Source organism: Sphaerisporangium sp. NPDC051017 (genome assembly GCF_040683095.1).
GTDB lineage: Bacteria > Actinomycetota > Actinomycetes > Streptosporangiales > Streptosporangiaceae > Sphaerisporangium.
Genome location: NZ_JBFBCI010000001.1, coordinates 197,242 through 212,657, shown reverse-complemented (window position 1 = coordinate 212,657; position 15,416 = coordinate 197,242). Strand labels below are relative to the sequence as shown.

16 protein-coding genes and 1 pseudogene are annotated in these 15,416 nt (G+C 69.8%); 8 read left to right on the top strand and 9 right to left on the bottom strand.

The genetic code is table 11. From position 1 onward, the window contains the following. Positions 1 to 162: 162 nt before the first annotated feature. Both dnaB and soxR read left to right on the top strand, forming a co-directional pair. Positions 163 to 3,015, top strand: coding sequence for a replicative DNA helicase (gene dnaB / locus AB0M95_RS01040; protein WP_363757893.1), 2,853 nt, complete (start codon positions 163 to 165; stop codon positions 3,013 to 3,015). Positions 3,016 to 3,096: 81 nt separating this feature from the next. Further along, positions 3,097 to 3,543, top strand: a pseudogene (gene soxR / locus AB0M95_RS01035) (redox-sensitive transcriptional activator SoxR); the annotation flags it as partial. Positions 3,544 to 3,575: 32 nt separating this feature from the next. On the opposite strand, the gene AB0M95_RS01030 reads toward soxR, so the two are convergent. From AB0M95_RS01030 to AB0M95_RS01020, 3 genes are all read right to left on the bottom strand, one after another. Then, positions 3,576 to 4,319, bottom strand: a complete 744-nt coding sequence (locus tag AB0M95_RS01030; protein WP_363757891.1) for a metallophosphoesterase — start codon at positions 4,317 to 4,319, stop codon at positions 3,576 to 3,578. Positions 4,320 to 4,407: 88 nt separating this feature from the next. Beyond that, complete coding sequence (locus tag AB0M95_RS01025; RefSeq protein ID WP_363757889.1) at positions 4,408 to 5,199, bottom strand: ABC transporter permease; 792 nt, start codon at positions 5,197 to 5,199, stop codon at positions 4,408 to 4,410. An 11-nt stretch (positions 5,200 to 5,210) separates the two neighbouring features. Further along, positions 5,211 to 6,122 (bottom strand): ABC transporter ATP-binding protein, encoded by a 912-nt coding sequence (locus AB0M95_RS01020; protein ID WP_363757887.1) that lies wholly within the window; start codon positions 6,120 to 6,122, stop codon positions 5,211 to 5,213. A 133-nt stretch (positions 6,123 to 6,255) separates the two neighbouring features. Between AB0M95_RS01020 and AB0M95_RS01015 the strand changes: the two genes are divergently transcribed. The 3 genes from AB0M95_RS01015 (at position 6,256) to dnaN (ending at position 9,570) form a co-directional block, all read left to right on the top strand. After that, entirely contained in the window at positions 6,256 to 7,752 is a 1,497-nt protein-coding gene (locus AB0M95_RS01015; protein ID WP_363757885.1) for a histidine kinase, read from the top strand. Next, complete coding sequence (locus tag AB0M95_RS01010; RefSeq protein ID WP_358520210.1) at positions 7,749 to 8,402, top strand: response regulator transcription factor; 654 nt, start codon at positions 7,749 to 7,751, stop codon at positions 8,400 to 8,402. The genes AB0M95_RS01015 and AB0M95_RS01010 overlap by 4 nt, the downstream gene beginning before the upstream one ends. 73 nt (positions 8,403 to 8,475) lie before the next feature. After that, entirely contained in the window at positions 8,476 to 9,570 is a 1,095-nt protein-coding gene (gene dnaN / locus AB0M95_RS01005; RefSeq protein ID WP_363757882.1) for a DNA polymerase III subunit beta, read from the top strand. A 24-nt stretch (positions 9,571 to 9,594) separates the two neighbouring features. Here dnaN and AB0M95_RS01000 read toward each other — a convergent pair whose 3' ends face one another. The 6 genes from AB0M95_RS01000 to upp all read right to left on the bottom strand — a co-directional run bounded on the left by AB0M95_RS01000 (position 9,595) and on the right by upp (position 13,701). Next, on the bottom strand, positions 9,595 to 10,284 hold the full coding sequence (locus AB0M95_RS01000) for an FCD domain-containing protein (protein WP_358520205.1): 690 nt from the start codon (positions 10,282 to 10,284) through the stop codon (positions 9,595 to 9,597). Positions 10,285 to 10,387: 103 nt separating this feature from the next. Continuing rightward, positions 10,388 to 11,725, bottom strand: a complete 1,338-nt coding sequence (locus tag AB0M95_RS00995) for a helix-turn-helix transcriptional regulator (protein WP_363757880.1) — start codon at positions 11,723 to 11,725, stop codon at positions 10,388 to 10,390. A 132-nt stretch (positions 11,726 to 11,857) separates the two neighbouring features. Then, complete coding sequence (locus AB0M95_RS00990; protein ID WP_358520200.1) at positions 11,858 to 12,388, bottom strand: PH domain-containing protein; 531 nt, start codon at positions 12,386 to 12,388, stop codon at positions 11,858 to 11,860. Continuing rightward, entirely contained in the window at positions 12,385 to 12,570 is a 186-nt protein-coding gene (locus tag AB0M95_RS00985) for a hypothetical protein (RefSeq protein ID WP_363757878.1), read from the bottom strand. Before AB0M95_RS00985 ends, AB0M95_RS00990 begins: the two co-directional genes overlap by 4 nt. Positions 12,571 to 12,658: 88 nt before the next feature. Next, positions 12,659 to 12,877 (bottom strand): three-helix bundle dimerization domain-containing protein, encoded by a 219-nt coding sequence (locus AB0M95_RS00980; RefSeq protein WP_114030003.1) that lies wholly within the window; start codon positions 12,875 to 12,877, stop codon positions 12,659 to 12,661. Between the two features lie 185 nt (positions 12,878 to 13,062). Beyond that, positions 13,063 to 13,701, bottom strand: coding sequence for a uracil phosphoribosyltransferase (gene upp, locus AB0M95_RS00975; protein ID WP_363757875.1), 639 nt, complete (start codon positions 13,699 to 13,701; stop codon positions 13,063 to 13,065). A 178-nt stretch (positions 13,702 to 13,879) separates the two neighbouring features. Here upp and AB0M95_RS00970 point away from each other — a divergent pair, with 178 nt between their 5' ends. The 3 genes from AB0M95_RS00970 (at position 13,880) to tadA (ending at position 15,400) form a co-directional block, all read left to right on the top strand. Next, entirely contained in the window at positions 13,880 to 14,368 is a 489-nt protein-coding gene (locus tag AB0M95_RS00970; protein WP_358520191.1) for a tRNA adenosine deaminase-associated protein, read from the top strand. A gap of 17 nt (positions 14,369 to 14,385) precedes the next feature. Further along, positions 14,386 to 14,877: a tRNA adenosine deaminase-associated protein gene (locus AB0M95_RS00965; protein WP_358520188.1), complete on the top strand. Its 492-nt coding sequence runs from the start codon at positions 14,386 to 14,388 to the stop codon at positions 14,875 to 14,877. A gap of 88 nt (positions 14,878 to 14,965) precedes the next feature. Then, a complete protein-coding gene (gene tadA, locus AB0M95_RS00960) occupies positions 14,966 to 15,400 on the top strand; it encodes a tRNA adenosine(34) deaminase TadA (protein ID WP_363758403.1) in 435 nt (144 codons plus the stop codon). Positions 15,401 to 15,416 lie beyond the last annotated feature (16 nt).

Below are 15,416 nucleotides of genomic sequence, written 5' to 3'. Positions count from 1 at the left end.
GTTGTCCCCAGCGTTCCCACATGCCACGGCCAGAACTGCACACCTTATCCACAGCTCTTCCACACCCTTGTCTACAGGACGCGTTGCCGGTTCGTTCGATACCGGCGAAACTGTCACCCCGGCTACTTCGGGGGTGCCGGGAAGCACAAGGGAGGGCGCCAGGTGAGCAGTGAGGTGGCACCGGCCTTCGACGCTCCGTTCGAACGCACTCCTCCCAGCAACATCGAGGCCGAGCAGTCGGTGCTGGGCGGCATGCTCCTGTCCAAGGACGCCATCGCCGACGTCGTCGAGATCCTGCGCTCCGACGACTTCTACCGGCCCGCGCACCAGATCATCTACGACGCCATCCTCGACCTGTACGGGCGCGGCGACCCCGCCGACGCCGTCACCGTCTTCAACGAACTGTCCCGGCGCGGCGAGATCGCCCGTGTCGGTGGCGGCGCGTACGTACACACCCTCACCGCCGTCGTCCCCACGGCCGCCAACGCCGGCTACTACGCGAAGATCGTCCGCGAGCAGGCGATCCTCCGGCGGCTCATCGAGGCCGGCACCCGCATCGTGTCCTACGGCTACGGCGGGCAGAACGAAGAGGTCGACGAGCTCGTCGACCGCGCCCAGGCCGAGATCTACGCCGTCACCGAGCGCCGCACCAGCGAGGACTACCGCCCGCTGTCGGAGATCATGCCCGGCGCCCTGGACGAGATCGAGGCCATCGGCAGCCGCAGCGGCCAGATGGTCGGCGTCCCCACCGGCTTCCAGGACCTCGACGCCCTGATGAACGGCCTCCACCCCGGCCAAATGATCGTCGTGGCCGCACGTCCGGCAATCGGCAAGGCATTGGCGCTCGACACGCCGTTGCCCACGCCGACCGGCTGGACGACCATGGGCGAGGTCCAGCCCGGCGACCACCTGATCGGCGCGGACGGCAAGCCCACGCGCGTGACCGCGGCGACGGAGGTCATGTACGGCAGGCCGTGCTACGAGGTGGAGTTCAGCGACGGCACGGTGATCGTCGCGGATGCCCGGCACCAGTGGCGCACGACGACGCGCGCGAGCCGTCGTCAGGCGGAGCACAAGCGTTCGCTCTACTGGCCGGACGAAGCCGTGGAGCGCGTCAGGAAGGCTTACACGGCCTCGTTGGCCGAACCCGGCAGGTGTGTGACCCATCAGGAGGCCCTCGCCGCCGTGGGACAGGAGTTCCGGCACGTGCTTCACACCGTACAAAGGGCGGTCGGCACAACCGGCAAGGTGCCGGTCGCGGTCAGCGGACCTCGGCGGAGTTACACCTGGACCGCGCCCGCCTACCCGGCCTCGGCACTCTTTGAAGCCCTCGACGAGAGAGTGCGCAGGCCGAAGAACGCCGCGACAACGGCGCTTCACCCGGAAACCGTCACCACCGAACAGATCGCCGCGACACTCCGCTGCGGGGCCGACCGGCGCCCGAACCACGCGGTCGAGGTGGCGGCACCGTTCGAACTCGCCGAAAAGGACCTTCCCCTGTCGCCGTACGCGCTCGGGGTGTGGCTCGGCGACGGTCACAGCGCCTCCGCGCGCTTCACCACGATCGACCCGGAGATCATCGCCAACATCGAAGCGGAAGGTCTGCGCATCACCCGAGTGGGGTCCTCGTCGGCCTACGCGATGGCGCTCCCCGAGCCGGATCCGATACCGGCGCGCGAATGCGTCGTCTGCGGAGCCTCCTTCGTTCCCCAGACGTCACAGGTGCGCACCTGCGGCCGGAGATGTGGGGGCAAGGCCCGCTTGGTGTCCGCCCCTGTTCCCGCGCCGGCGTGCCCTGACTGCGGTGGTCCGTCGAGTGGCCTGCGCCGGTGCCAGAGCTGCAGAAATCGCCACGGCAGTGTCCAAGGGCTTCTTCGCACGCTCGGTGTTCTGGACAACAAGCACATCCCCCGCAGTTACCTGCGCGCCTCCGCGGCCCAGAGGCGCGATCTACTGGCCGGGCTGTTGGACACCGACGGCTTCGTGAGCCGCAGCGGGCAGATCCAGTTCGCCGTCACCAACCGCAGGCTCGCCGAGGACACGCTGGAACTCGTTCTGAGCCTCGGCATTAGGGCGACCATGCGGACGAAGGCGGTCGCGGGCAGGTCGGCGGAGTCGTCGACCTGCTACATGATCAATTTCACGACGGCCGACACGGTGTTCCGGCTGCCTCGGAAGGCCGAGCGGCAGGTCGCCACCCCTCACGCGGCGACCCGGGTGAGGTACATCGTCGACGTGCGGCCTGTTCCGTCGCGTCCCGTGCGCTGTGTCGAGGTCGACAACGGCGACCATATGTACCTCGCGAGCCGTTCGTGCATTCCCACGCACAACAGCACTCTGGGGCTGGACTTCGCCAGGTCGGCCGCCATCAGGCATCACATGACCACTGTGGTGTTCTCGTTGGAAATGTCGCGGAACGAGATCACTATGCGGTTGTTGTCAGCTGAGGCGCGGGTGGCGTTGCATGCCATGCGGGCGGGGACGATGAACGACGACGACTGGCAGCGGCTGGCGCGCCGGATGAGCGAGGTCGCCGAGGCCCCCTTGTTCATCGACGACTCGCCGAACATGTCGATGATGGAGATCCGCGCCAAGTGCCGGCGGCTCAAGCAGCGGCACGACCTGCGGTTCGTCATCGTCGACTACCTGCAGCTCATGAGCTCGCCCAAGAAGACCGAGAGCCGGCAGCAGGAGGTCTCCGAGATCTCGCGTGCGCTCAAGCTGCTCGCCAAGGAGCTCGAGGTCCCCGTGATCGCCATCTCCCAGCTCAACCGCGGTCCCGAACAACGCACCGACAAACGCCCACAAGTGTCGGACCTTCGCGAATCCGGCTCAATCGAGCAGGATGCGGACGTAGTCATCCTTTTGCATCGGGAAGACGCCTATGAGCGGGAGTCGCCGCGGGCGGGGGAGGCAGATCTGATCGTGGCCAAGCACCGTAACGGGCCGACGGCCACGGTGACCGTCGCCTTCCAGGGGCATTACAGCCGGTTCGTGGACATGGCCCCGCACTGACCGCCTGAAGCGCGGGAAAGTGGTGCGCTCGAAATCTCAAGTAATCTTGAGGTCAAGTGAGCGGAGCGGAGTGTGCCGGCCATGACCGATTCCCCAGCCCGGGGCATGGAGCTCAGCGTGGGCGAGCTCGCCGAACGCAGCGGCGTGAGCGTCTCGGCGCTGCACTTCTACGAGAAGCAGGGGTTGATCAGCAGCCGTCGTACCACCGGCAACCAGCGGCGGTACCGGCGCGACATGCTGCGCCGCGTGGCGTTGATCCGCATGGCCCAGCGCGTGGGCATCCCCCTGGCGGAGATCGCCGCGATCCTCGCCCTGTTCCCGCCGGACCACATCCCGACCCGCGCCGACTGGCGGCGGATGTCGGAATGCTGGAGGGAGGAACTGGACGAGCGCATGCGCAGGCTGCAGCAACTGCGCGACGAGTTCACCGACTGCATCGGCTGCGGCTGCCTGTCGATCGACCGGTGCCCGCTGATCAACCCGGCCGACGAGATGGGCAGGCAGGGCCCGGGGCCCCGCAGGCTGCTCGGGGCGCGTCAGGGTCAGGGGCATGGGCAGGGTCAGGGCACCACGCGGGCGTGCGTCGTCAACCTGCCGTCGTCGGAGATGACGTGCAGCGCGAACCCCGGCGGCACGTCGAACGCGACCGGCGGGATGGCCGGCGACTCCTGCGGCAGCAGCGCCTGCGAGACCACCCCGGGCGCGACGTAGACGGGCCGCCCGGCGAACATCGTGGCGGCCGCCGTGTGGGCGTGGCCGATCAGGATGCCCACGATCTGCGGGTACGCCCTGACGAGCTCCTCCAGACGCTCGGGCTCCAGCAGGCCGATCTCGTCGACGTAGGGGATGGCGATCGGCACCGGCTGGTGGTGCATGCCCACCAGCACGGGCCCGGGCGCCGACTCGACGACGCCGGCGAGCCAGCGCAGCGTCCCGTCGTCGAGGTAGCCCTCGTTCTTGCCCGGGATACTGGAGTCGCACAGCGCGATCGTCGCGCCGCCGGCCTCCAGCACCTGGTTGACGGGCTCTGAGCCGCCGTCGGCCTCGCCGAGGAACGCCTTGCGGAACTCCGGACGGCTGTCGTGGTTGCCGGGGCAGACGATGGAGGGATAGGGGAAGCGCAGCAGCTCGCGGGCGAGCTCGTACTCTTCCGCGGCGCCGTGATCGGCGATGTCGCCGGTGACCAGCACGGCGTCGATGGGGCCCGCGAGCCCGGACAGATGGCGAACGACCCGCTCGACCCGCTCGGCGCTCCTGGGGGCGCCGTCGATGTGGACGTCGCTCATGTGGGCGAGGGTGATCATAGCTTCGAGGATGCCACAGGGGGGTCGTCCCCGTCCCTGGTCTGTCGCCGGGCGGTCGCCATGAGGATGCCGGCGATGCGGCGGTCCGTCACTCCCAGCGGAACGTGCGGGCGGCGAGCAGCGTCGCGCCCACGGCCCAGACGGCGAGGACGGCGAGGTGCAGCGTCTCGGGGGTCGTCCCGGCCCAGGCGTCGCGCATGGTCTGGCCGAAGGCGCCGGTGGGCGTGAAGTCGCCGATCCTCCGCAGGACCTCGGGCATGATCTCGCGCGGTACCCACATGCCCGCCAGGAACATCAGGGGGAACATCACGACCGAGCCGAGGCCTCCGGCGACGCGGCTGTTCGGGACGACGGCCGCCAGGCACAGGCCGAGCGCGAACAGTCCGCACACCCCGAGCACGAACGCGAGCGCGAACACCGGGAACTGCGCGGGCACCCGCGTGCCGAACACCAGGTTGCCGAACACGATCATCAGCAGCGCCGCGACGACCGTCGTCACCAGGTTGATCACGAGCTGGGTCAGCAGTAGCGCCGCCGGCGAGACGGGGGTGACGGACATCCGGCGCAGAACCCCGCGTTCCCGGTACACCGCGAGCACCGAGGGGATCACCGAGAACGCGGAGATCATGACGGACAGCACGATCATCATCACGGGGAGCTGGGTGTCCACGACGCGTTCCCCGCCGAGGCTCGGGTCCGGGTCGCGGAAGCCCGGGATGGCGCTGCCCAGGATCAGCAGCAGGCCGAGGGGGAGCAGCAGCGTGAAGAACGCGGTCAGCGGTTCCCGCAGGTAGAGCATGGTCTCGGTGCGCAGGAGCGCCCGCAGGGCCGTGCGGCCGGCCAGGGCGCCGCCGGACGTCGTGAGGGTGGTGGGCGACATTTCTTGATCTCCTAGGCTTCGTCGGTGGCCGCGTGGCCGGTGATGGCGAGGAAGGCGTCGTCGAGCGTGGCCCGCTCCACGCGCAGCCCCGTGGGGACGATCCGGTGGGCGGAGAGCGCGGTGGTGAGCGCGAGCAGCACGTCCTCGCCCCCGGTCACCCTCACCTCGTCGCCGTCCCGGACGACTCGCGTGATCTCGGGGACGGACCGCAGCGCGCCCTCGGAGCCGGGCGGGCAGCGGAAGGTGACGCGCAGCGTGCCGTCCACCCTCCCGATCAGACCGGCGGGCGTGTCCACCGCCGCGACGCGCCCCCGGTGGATCACCGCGATCCGGTCACAGAGCCGCTCGGCCTCCTCCATGAAGTGCGTGACCAGCACGATCGTGACGCCACGGGCCTTGACCGCCTCGATGAGCTCCCAGGTCTCGCGCCGCGCGTGCGGGTCCAGGCCGGTGGTCAGCTCGTCCAGGATCGCCACGCGAGGGTCGCCGACCAGCGCCAGCGCGATGGACAGCCGCTGCCGCTGGCCGCCGGACAGCTTCGCGAACGCCGTGTCGCGTTTGGGGCCGAGCCCGACCTCCTCCAGCAGGTCCTCCCAGCGCGCGGGCCGGTCGTAGAACGATGCGTACAGCCGCAGCGCCTCGTGCACGCGCAGTTTGTCGGGCAGCGAGCAGTCCTGGAGCTGGACGCCGACCCGCCGCCGCAGCTCGTCGCGGTCGCGGCGCGGGTCCAGGCCGGTGACGGCGATCGTCCCGCCGTCGGCCGCGCGCAGGCCCGAGAGGCATTCGACCGTGGTCGTCTTGCCCGCCCCGTTGCGGCCGACGACGCCGAAGACCTCCCCCTCCTCGACGGCGAACGACACGTCGTCCACCGCCACGTGGTCTCCGTACAGCTTTCGCAGATTGGTGATCTCGATGATTGCCATGCCATCGAAGCTAGGAATCGCGTCGTTCGCCCGGAATGCGGCTGCCGCCCGGACGAGGGTGTACCTAGGTACACCCCATTCGGGCGTCCAGCGCCACTGGGAACCAAACCCCTGGTGACGCAGACTGGTCCGCATGATTGTGAGGACGCTGACCGGCTTCGCCCGAGGTCTCGTGCTGTTCGGGCTGGCCGCCACGCAGGTGGTGATCCTCGCCGTGGCCCTCGTGGCGTTCACGCTGACCTTCGGCCTCGGCCTGGTCTTCCTGTTCCCGATGAGCGTGCGGATGGTCCGCGGGCGCACCCGACAGGCACGCCGGATCGCGGGCATGTGGGCCGGCGTGACGATCGACGCGCCGTACCGGCCCACGCCGCCGCCGCCCGTGCCGCAGCGCGACGGGTGGTACCGCGAGGGCAGGCAGCTCTACCGCACGTCCATGATCCCCAACTTCAACCGGACCCTCGACTGGATGATCAAGGACCCGGCGACCTGGCGTGACTACGCCTGGCTGATCGCCGAGCCGGTCGTGGGCGGCCTCATCGCCGCGTCCCCCCTGCTCATGGTGGGGTACGGCGTGCTGCTCGCCAGGGTCGCACGGCCGGTGGAGGTACTGGCCGGGCTGGTCCTCGCGGCGTGCGGCGTGCTGATCGCGCCCCGCGTGCCGCGCGTGCACGGCCTGTGGACGAAGCTCCTGCTCGCCCCCACACAGCGGGCCCGGCTGCTGAACGAGGTGCGCCACCTCACCCAGGCGCGCACCGAGGCCGTCGACGCGCAGGCCGCCGAGCTGCGGCGCATCGAGCGCGACCTGCACGACGGCGCTCAGGCCCGCCTGGTCGCGATCGGCATGACGCTCGGGGCGGCGGAGGAACTGGTGGAGTCCGACCCGCGGGCGGCCAAGGCGCTGATCGCCAAGGTGCGCGAGGCGTCGGCCGCGTCGCTGGTGGAGCTGCGGCAGCTCGTCCGCGGCATCCACCCGCCGGTCCTGGCCGAGCGCGGGCTCGGGGACGCCGTGCGGGCCCTCGCCCTGGACAGCCCGCTGGAGGTCACCGTGAGCGTCGACCTGCCGGCGCGCGCCGAGGCGCCGGTCGAGTCGGCCGCGTACTTCGTGGTCAGCGAGCTGCTCACCAACGCCGGCCGGCACGCGGACGCCCGCTCCGTCACGGTCGACATCAGCAACCGGGGGGCCGCGCTGCGGCTGACCGTCACCGACGACGGCCACGGCGGCGCCGACCCGTCCAAGGGCAGCGGCCTCCAGGGCATCGAGCGCAGGCTGGCCGCGTTCGACGGCGTGCTCGCGCTGAACAGCCCTGAGGGAGGGCCGACCACGGCCGTCGTGGAGATCCCGCGCGCGTTCCCGGGCATCGTCGGCGGGGGTGTCGTCCCGCGGCGGAAGGTGCGGCTGATGGCGGTCTGCTGGGGATTGTTCTGGCTCCCGCTGTTCCCCCAGGGCCTCGTCGCGCTGGTCATGAAGATCTTCGGGGTCGACGAGCGGAGCTGGTTCCTGGCGCTCTACCTGCCCGAGGTCCTCCAGCTCCCGGTCATCTTCGCCATGATCGCCCTCGGCGGCGGCATGGCCGCCTACGGGATGCGCGTGTCCCGGCAGCTCAAGGCGGCCGGCGAGGCCTGCGCATGAGGGTCGTCTTGGCCGAAGACCTGTACCTGCTGCGCGAAGGGCTGGTGCGCCTGCTCGAGGCGCACGGGTTCGAGATCGTCGCGGCGGTCGAGTCCGGGCCCGAGCTGCTCAAGGCGCTGCTCGACGAGCGCCCCGAGGTCGCGGTCGTGGACGTACGGCTGCCGCCGACCTTCACCGACGAGGGGCTACAGGCGGCGCTCGCCGCCCGGCGGTCGATTCCCGGGCTCCCGGTGCTGATCCTGTCCCAGCACGTGGAACAGCTGTACGCGCGCGAGCTTCTCGCCGACGGCACCGGCGGCGTGGGCTACCTGCTCAAGGACCGCGTCTTCAACGCGGGCCAGTTCGTCGACGCCGTACGCCGGGTCGCGGGCGGGGGCACCGCGATGGACCCCGACATGATCGCCCGGCTGCTCGCCAGCAACGCCAGGAACGAGCCGCTCGGACGGCTGACCCCGCGCGAGCGCGAGGTGCTCGAACTGATGGCCGAGGGACGCTCCAACGCCGCCATCGCCCAGCGCCTGTACCTGAGCGAGAGCGCCGTGGCCAAGCACACCGCGAGCATCTTCGCCAAGCTCGACCTCGCGCCGTCCGACGACGACAACCGCAGGGTGCTGGCCGTTCTCGCCTACCTCAACGGCACCCGGGGCTGAGCCGCCCGCCCCTCAAATGTCCGACCCAGGCGCTACCGTTTCAGGACGGACGTTTCGAAGGGGGTGGATCAGGGTGAAGTTCCAGGTGGGCCGCGATGTCCTGGCCGACGCGGTGGCATGGATCGCTCGCACGCTGCCGGCGCGCCCCGCGGTGCCCGTGCTGTCCGGCATCCTGCTCGACGCGCTGGACGACGGCCTCATGCTCTCGGTGTTCGACTACGACGTCTCGGCGCGCGCCTCGATCGACGCCGACATCGCCGAGCCCGGCAAGGTGCTGATTCCCGGGCGCCTGCTCGCAGAGATCACCAAGAGCCTGCCCGCCGAGCCGGTGCAGGTCGTCACCTCGGGCTCCGAGGCCGTGCTGACCTGCGGCGGCGCCGAGTTCGGCCTGCTGACCATGCCCGTCGAGGACTTTCCGACGCTTCCCCCGATGCCGCGGAAGGCGGGCGCGGTCGGGGGCGGCGTCCTGGCGTCCGCGATCGGCCAGGTGGCGGTGGCCGCCAGCCGCGACGACACGCTGCCCATGCTCACCGGCATCCGCGTCGACATCGACGGCCTCCAGGTCTCCTTGGCGTCCACCGACCGCTACCGCATCGCCGCGCGCGACCTTTTGTGGAACCCGCAGAGCCCCGAGGAGCGCGCGGGCGTCATGATCCCCGCCAAGGTGATGGTCGAGGTCGGCCGCTCCCTGCGCGCCGGCGAGGTGACGATCGGCCTCGGCGACGGCATCGCCGGGTTCGAGTGCGCCGGGCGCACCACCACGGTCCGCCTGCTGGACGACCAGTTCATCGACTACCGCTCGCGCCTCACCGACGAGTGGTCGAACAGGGCGAGCGTCGCGGTGGCGCCGTTCGTCGAGGCCATCAAGCGCGTGGCGCTGGTCGCCGAGCGGGGCAGCGCCATCCGCCTGTCGTTCACCCAGGGCCAGGTGCTGGTGCAGGCGGGCGGCGGCGATATCGGCCGCGGCACCGAGGCGGTGGCGGCCGAGCTGGAAGGCGACGATATTCAGATCGCCTTCCAGCCGCACTACCTGCTCGACGGCCTCACGGGCGTCGAGACCGAGAACGTCCTCGTCAACCTGGCGTCCCCGACGCGGCCGGTGCTGATCACCGACGACGGGGACGACCCCGCGTTCCGCTACCTCGTGATGTCCCTGCGGCTGGCCTGACGCCCCGGCCCCTCGGGAAGGGCGTCAGTCCAGCAGCTCGGCGGGGTCGCTGAGCGCGATCGCGATGTGCTCCATGCAGGCGTGGCCGGCGCGCTCGGCGGCGGCCGCGTCGCCCGCGGCGATGGCCCGGGCGATGGCGTCGTGAGGGATGTGACCGTTCTCCAGCGGCGCGCCCGCCGCCGCGATGCTCGCCCGCAGCGCCGCCGAGAAGTCCTTGTACAGCTCGATCAGCACGCGGTTGTGCGTGGCCTCGACCACCGCGACGTGGAACGCCAGGTCGGCCTCCACGAAGGCGTCGGCCTCGGCCTCGGCCCAGGCCTGCTCGCGGCGCAGCAGCGCGGCCTCGATCAGTTCTATGTCGCCCTTGGTGCGCCGGACGGCGGCGAGCTTGGCGGCCTCGACCTCCAGGGCCCGGCGCACCTCGAGGATCTCGAGGTGCTCGGCCGCACGCAGCCGGCGCGCCACGGCTCCGGAGAGCTCGCTGGTCGCGCGGACGTACGTGCCGTCGCCCTGCCGGCACTCGAGCAGGCCCGCGTGCGTGAGGGCCCGCACAGCCTCACGCACGGTGTTACGGCCTACGCCGAGTTGCTCCGCCAGCACGGTCTCCGTCGGGATCTTGGCGTGCAGGTGCCAGGAACCCGAGGTGATCTGGTCTTTCAGCTGCTCGATCACCTGGTCGACGAGCGAAGCCCGCTGCGCCGTACGCAGACTCACAGTCAGCCTCCTCCGGGAAACCAATCATCCTACGAGTCAATGATTGGTTGAACTTGACTATTCCGGAGTCTACTCGCCAAATCCTGAGACCGGGCGGGGAGGTCTATCGTGCGGACGCCGCGGACGTCACGGCACCGGCGACGGTCGACCTTACACCGACCGATTCCAATGCCCTGCGGTACGCGGCCGTCTGCTGCTGTCGGTTACCGGCTCTTCCCCAAAGATCCCCCAGTTCACGCCACACGGCGGCGATCTCACGGTCGTGCGCCTGGCCCACCCCCGGCGCCCCGGCCAGAAGCGCGCCCGCGCGTTCCAGGCAGGCCTCAGCCCCTCCTTCGGACCGTGCCAAAGCGACGTCGGCCAGGACGAGATGCGCCAGGGCGGCGACCGTCCCCGGCTCCTCCCGCAGCAGGCCGAGGGCCTGCTTGGCGAGGAGCTCCGCGCCGCCGGGGTTGCCGGACCCGAGCCGCACGCGAGCCAGGACGATCAGGCTGCGCGCGTGCTCCGCCGACTCGGCGGGCAGGACGGAGAAGACCTCACCGGCACGCGAGACCAGCTCGTCGACGCGGTCGGAGTCTCCGACGGTCTTGGTGGCGGAGATCTCGGCCCAGCGGATGGCGACCCTCGCCACCTGGTGCGCGATCCGCGCCGGCCGCCCGGCGGAGAGTGCGTCGTCGGCGAAGTGCACCGCGAGCGCGGAGTCCTCCCCTTCAGCCGCCGAGACGCTCGCCTGCCACAGCGAGAGGATCTCCGTAGTGCGGTCGTCGGGCACGGGCACGCCGGTGGAGGCGAGCACCTGCTCGACGTACGGAAGGCCGATCTCGGCGTCGGCCAGCGCCGCCGCGAGCTCGACGGCCACCTCGCCATGGAAAAGTGACAGTTCCATTACCTGGGCCAGTGCCTCGGCGCCGAGGTCACGTGCCCGCATGAGGTCGCCCGCCTTCTGGTAGCACCGGCACAGTGCCACCGTCAGCGGGACGTCGGCCAGTCGCTCGGGGTGCGCGGCGGCCTCACGGCGCAGGCGCTCGTACGCCTCCACCGCGCGGCCGATCTTGCCCTGTGCCTCCAGGGCCCGCGCCCGTCCGAGCCGGGCGTGTGCGGCGAGGAGCGCGTTGTCCTCACCCGCGGCCTTGACGATGTCGCCGAAGCGATCGGCGGCGAGGGCCGCGTCACCGTGGTAGAGCTCCAGCTCGGCGTGGCGAAGGCCGAGCTCGGTGTCGATGCGCTGACGCGGCTCGATGCCGTGCAGCAGAAACTCGGTCGTGCAGCCTAGGCGCTCCGCTAGCAGGCGGGCCACCACGGGCGTAGGCGTGCGCTTGCCGGACTCGATGAGAGAGACATAACTGTCGGATAGGTCGGGTCCGGCCAGCTGGGCCTGAGACATTCGCCTGCTCAGGCGCAGTCCGCGGACGCGATCACCGATGGTTCCCTGACTCGGCATGTGATCTCTTAGGGCGGGGATATGGTCAATGGTTCCGCCATGATGGCACGAAGGAGCCGAATGGGGTATACCCACGTCAAGAATCCCGAGGGTGAAGTTGTCTCACACCTCGGGATTCAGGACGAAAGTGGACTAATCATCGTCGGCGTCAGAGCTGGGGAACAGCATCTGACAGACCTCCAGGTACAAGGTCTCCGGATACGGAATGAAGGGGACCGTCGACAGTGCCTGATCTTGGCCGGCCGACTCCAGGACGAACTCGCCGTATCCGAGCATGCGACCCAGCAACGAGCGCTGGAAGCTCATGTCCGTGACCTTGCCGAGGGGCATCATGTCCACTCGGCGGGTTATCAGACCTCTTGTCAATAGCATGCGTTTCGAGGTCACCACGAAGTAGTCAACCGACCACTCCGCCACTTTCCACACGAAGCGGATCAATAAGAGGAGCCAGGCCCACCAGACGATGACCAACGCCTGTGCGCCCTGGTTCCCTCCGAGCCACTTGCTCAGCAGTCCTGCCAGGACCAGGCCGCCGAAGACCTCGGCGACCGGTCGCAACAGCACGGCCGGGTGGCGCCGCACCATGATGACCTGGTGTTCCTGGGGGAGAAGGTAACGGTTGACCGACGACGGAGCAGAGTCCCCGTGGGTCACCAGCCTCATGTCAGCTTCGTGAAGAATAGCGCCAGCGAATCCGCGGCATTCACCACAGTGTCCATTGCTCCCTTGACCGCGCTAGCCGCGTCAGCCGGTCTGGTGAACAGGTAGAAAGCCACAAACGCGATGGCTGCGTACGTTAGAACCTTCTTGACCTGCACTGCCGCCTCCGTTAACCACTCACCCACTGCACCCACCGTATACATTACCCAGCAGTCGGGCTGGGTAAAGCGCATCCTGACCCCTCAGTCTTTAGGGGTCTGGATGTGACCTGCGTCACTCCTGCTCGGCGGCGACCACGGCGAGCACCTGGAGGTGCTTGCGTGCGATCCGCTCCACCAGGCCCGGGTACGCGTAACCAGTGACTTCCATCGCGCCGTGGTGAGCCGCTTCGATACAGCGTGCCACCGTCGCGGCGGGATGAACCCCGGCGAACTCGACCTTAAGCACGGTCTCGACCTGTGTATAGGCGTCAATCTCGGGCCGCTGGTCCATAGCTCTCCCAGGTGCGCGTCCACGGCAGGAGATGCCGGGAACACAATGACATCGTCATCACTGTGTGTACCCACTGAAACACAGTATGTAACGAGACGTGTGTCAACCAGAGGAAGATGAAGGAAAAGGATTCGGACGACTCCGATGACCCAAGGGCGCCGAGGGCCTCGAACGCCCCAAGAGACCTAGACGACCCCGTACAGGCGGTCGCCGGCGTCCCCGAGCCCCGGAACGATGTAGCCGTGCTCGTTCAACCGCTCGTCCAGAGCGGCTGTCACCACGCGCACAGGGTTGCCATGGTCGGCGAAGAGACTCTCGACGTACGACAGGCCCTCGGGCGCGGCGAGCAGGCAGATGGCGGTCACGTCCTCGGCGCCCCGGTCGAACAGCAACTGGATCGCCGCGGCGAGCGTGCCGCCGGTCGCCAGCATGGGGTCGAGCACGAAGCACTGGCGGCCCGACAGATCCTCCGGCAGGCGGGTCGCGTACGTCTGCGCCTTCAGCGTGCCCTCGTCCCGGATCATGCCGATGAATCCGACCTCGGCCGTCGGCAGCAGGCGGGTCATCCCGTCGAGCATGCCCAGCCCCGCCCGCAGGATCGGCACCACCAGCGGCGCCGGGCGCGCCAGCCGCACGCCCTGGGCCGGGGCGACCGGAGTGGTGACCGTCGCGTCGGTGACCCGCACGTCCCGCGTCGCCTCGTAGGCCAGCAGGGTGACGAGTTCGTCCGCGAGGCGCCGGAACGTCGGGGAGTCCGTGCGCTCGTCGCGAAGCGTGGTCAGCTTGTGGGCGACGAGCGGGTGGTCGACGACGAGGGTCTTCATGGCTGCCAACGGTATCTCTTGGGACCGGGTGAACGGTACGAGCGGGTCGGTACCGGCCATCGCACCCGAAGCAGGCCGTGGCCCCCCGTTTTTGATCACAATTTGCCCGACGGCCGTACAGGGGCCCAGGGATTCTGGGAGCATTGCCACCCGTAAGAACCGCGTCGGTGGGGTGAAGATGACAGACGTAGACGCTCTTGACTTCGCCATCGTGGTCTACCGCGAGGACGACCGCTGGGAAGCCGAGATGTTGCCCGTGGGCCTGACGGCCGACCTGCACGGGCTCATCCACGCGCTCCGCCAGCAGCCGAGCATGGGCGCCACGATTGGCCTCGTCGCCGTTGGGGATGACTTCTTCGTGGCATTACGGGTGTTCGGTGAGCGCGTCGACGTCTTCCTGTCCGACATCACGGCGGCATGGGACTGGCCCCTCGCCCAGCAGGTCCTCGAGTACCTCGACGTCCCGGTGCCCGAGGAGGAGGATCTGGACATGGTCCTCCCCGCGGGAGATCTATCGATCTTCGCCGACCTCGGGCTCGACGAGATGGAGCTCGGCGCTCTGTCCGGAGACCTCGAACTGCTACCTGACGAGGTGCTTTCCAGCATCGCCGCACGACTGGGGTTCTCCCAGCCGTTTGAACGTGCCGTCGACTCAGCCATCGGCTGACCTCGGGAGCCGCGAACATGCCCTCGAGACCATCCCGCAGCTCACTGTTCGCCGCGGCCTTCGTCCGCACACCCGACGGATGGAACGGGGCCGAGGTCGATCTCGACAACGTCGAGATCGCCGACGACCTCGGTGACGCCGTCCAGGACGCCCTCGGGCTGAGCGGGGAGGAACTCGCCCTCCTCTGCGTCGAGGTGGAGGACGAATGGTTCGCCCTCGTCCGGTATGAGGACGAGGCCGAGCCCCGCGCGTTCCTCTCCGACGCCCACGCCGCCGCGGGCGACCCCCTTGGAGAGCTCTTCAACGAGCTGGCCGGGGTGGTCGTCCCCGACAAGGAGGCCGACGTCGGCGTCCGCCCGGCGGGCGACTTCGAGCTGCTCCGCGACCTAGGCATGACCGCCGAGGAGCTGCTGGAGCTGAGCATGGAGGAAGGCGTGCTCCCCGCCGACACCCTGTCGGTGATCGCCGAGAAGCTTTCCTTCGCCGACGAGTTCGACCGCCTCCGCTAGTCGCGGGCGATCGCGGGCGGCGTTTCGACGCGGCGCACGGCGAGGGCGGAGAATCGCTCCTGTGAGCGTGCCATCCTTCGAGCGGCCCATGCGGCTCGCGCTGGCCGAGGCCGTCGAGGCCGGGCGGCGGGGCGAGGTACCGGTCGGGGCCGTCGTCCTCGGTCCCGGCGGCGAGGTGCTGGCCGCCGCCGGCAACGACCGCGAGGCGGGTGCGGACCCTACGGCCCACGCCGAGATCCTCGCACTGCGCGCGGCGGCCCGAGCGCGCGGCGAGTGGCGCCTGTCCGGCTGCACGCTGGTCGTCACCCTGGAGCCGTGCACGATGTGCGCCGGGGCCGCCGTGCTCGCCCGGGTGGACCGCGTCGTCTACGGCGCCGTGGACGAGAAGACCGGCGCGGCCGGTTCCCTGTGGGACGTGATCCGCGACCGCCGCCTGAACCACCGCCCGGAGGTCGTCCTCGGCGTCCTCGCCGACGAGTGCGCGGCCGTCCTCACGGACTTCTTCGCCGACCGCCGCCGCTGAGCGCGCCGCCGGCGAA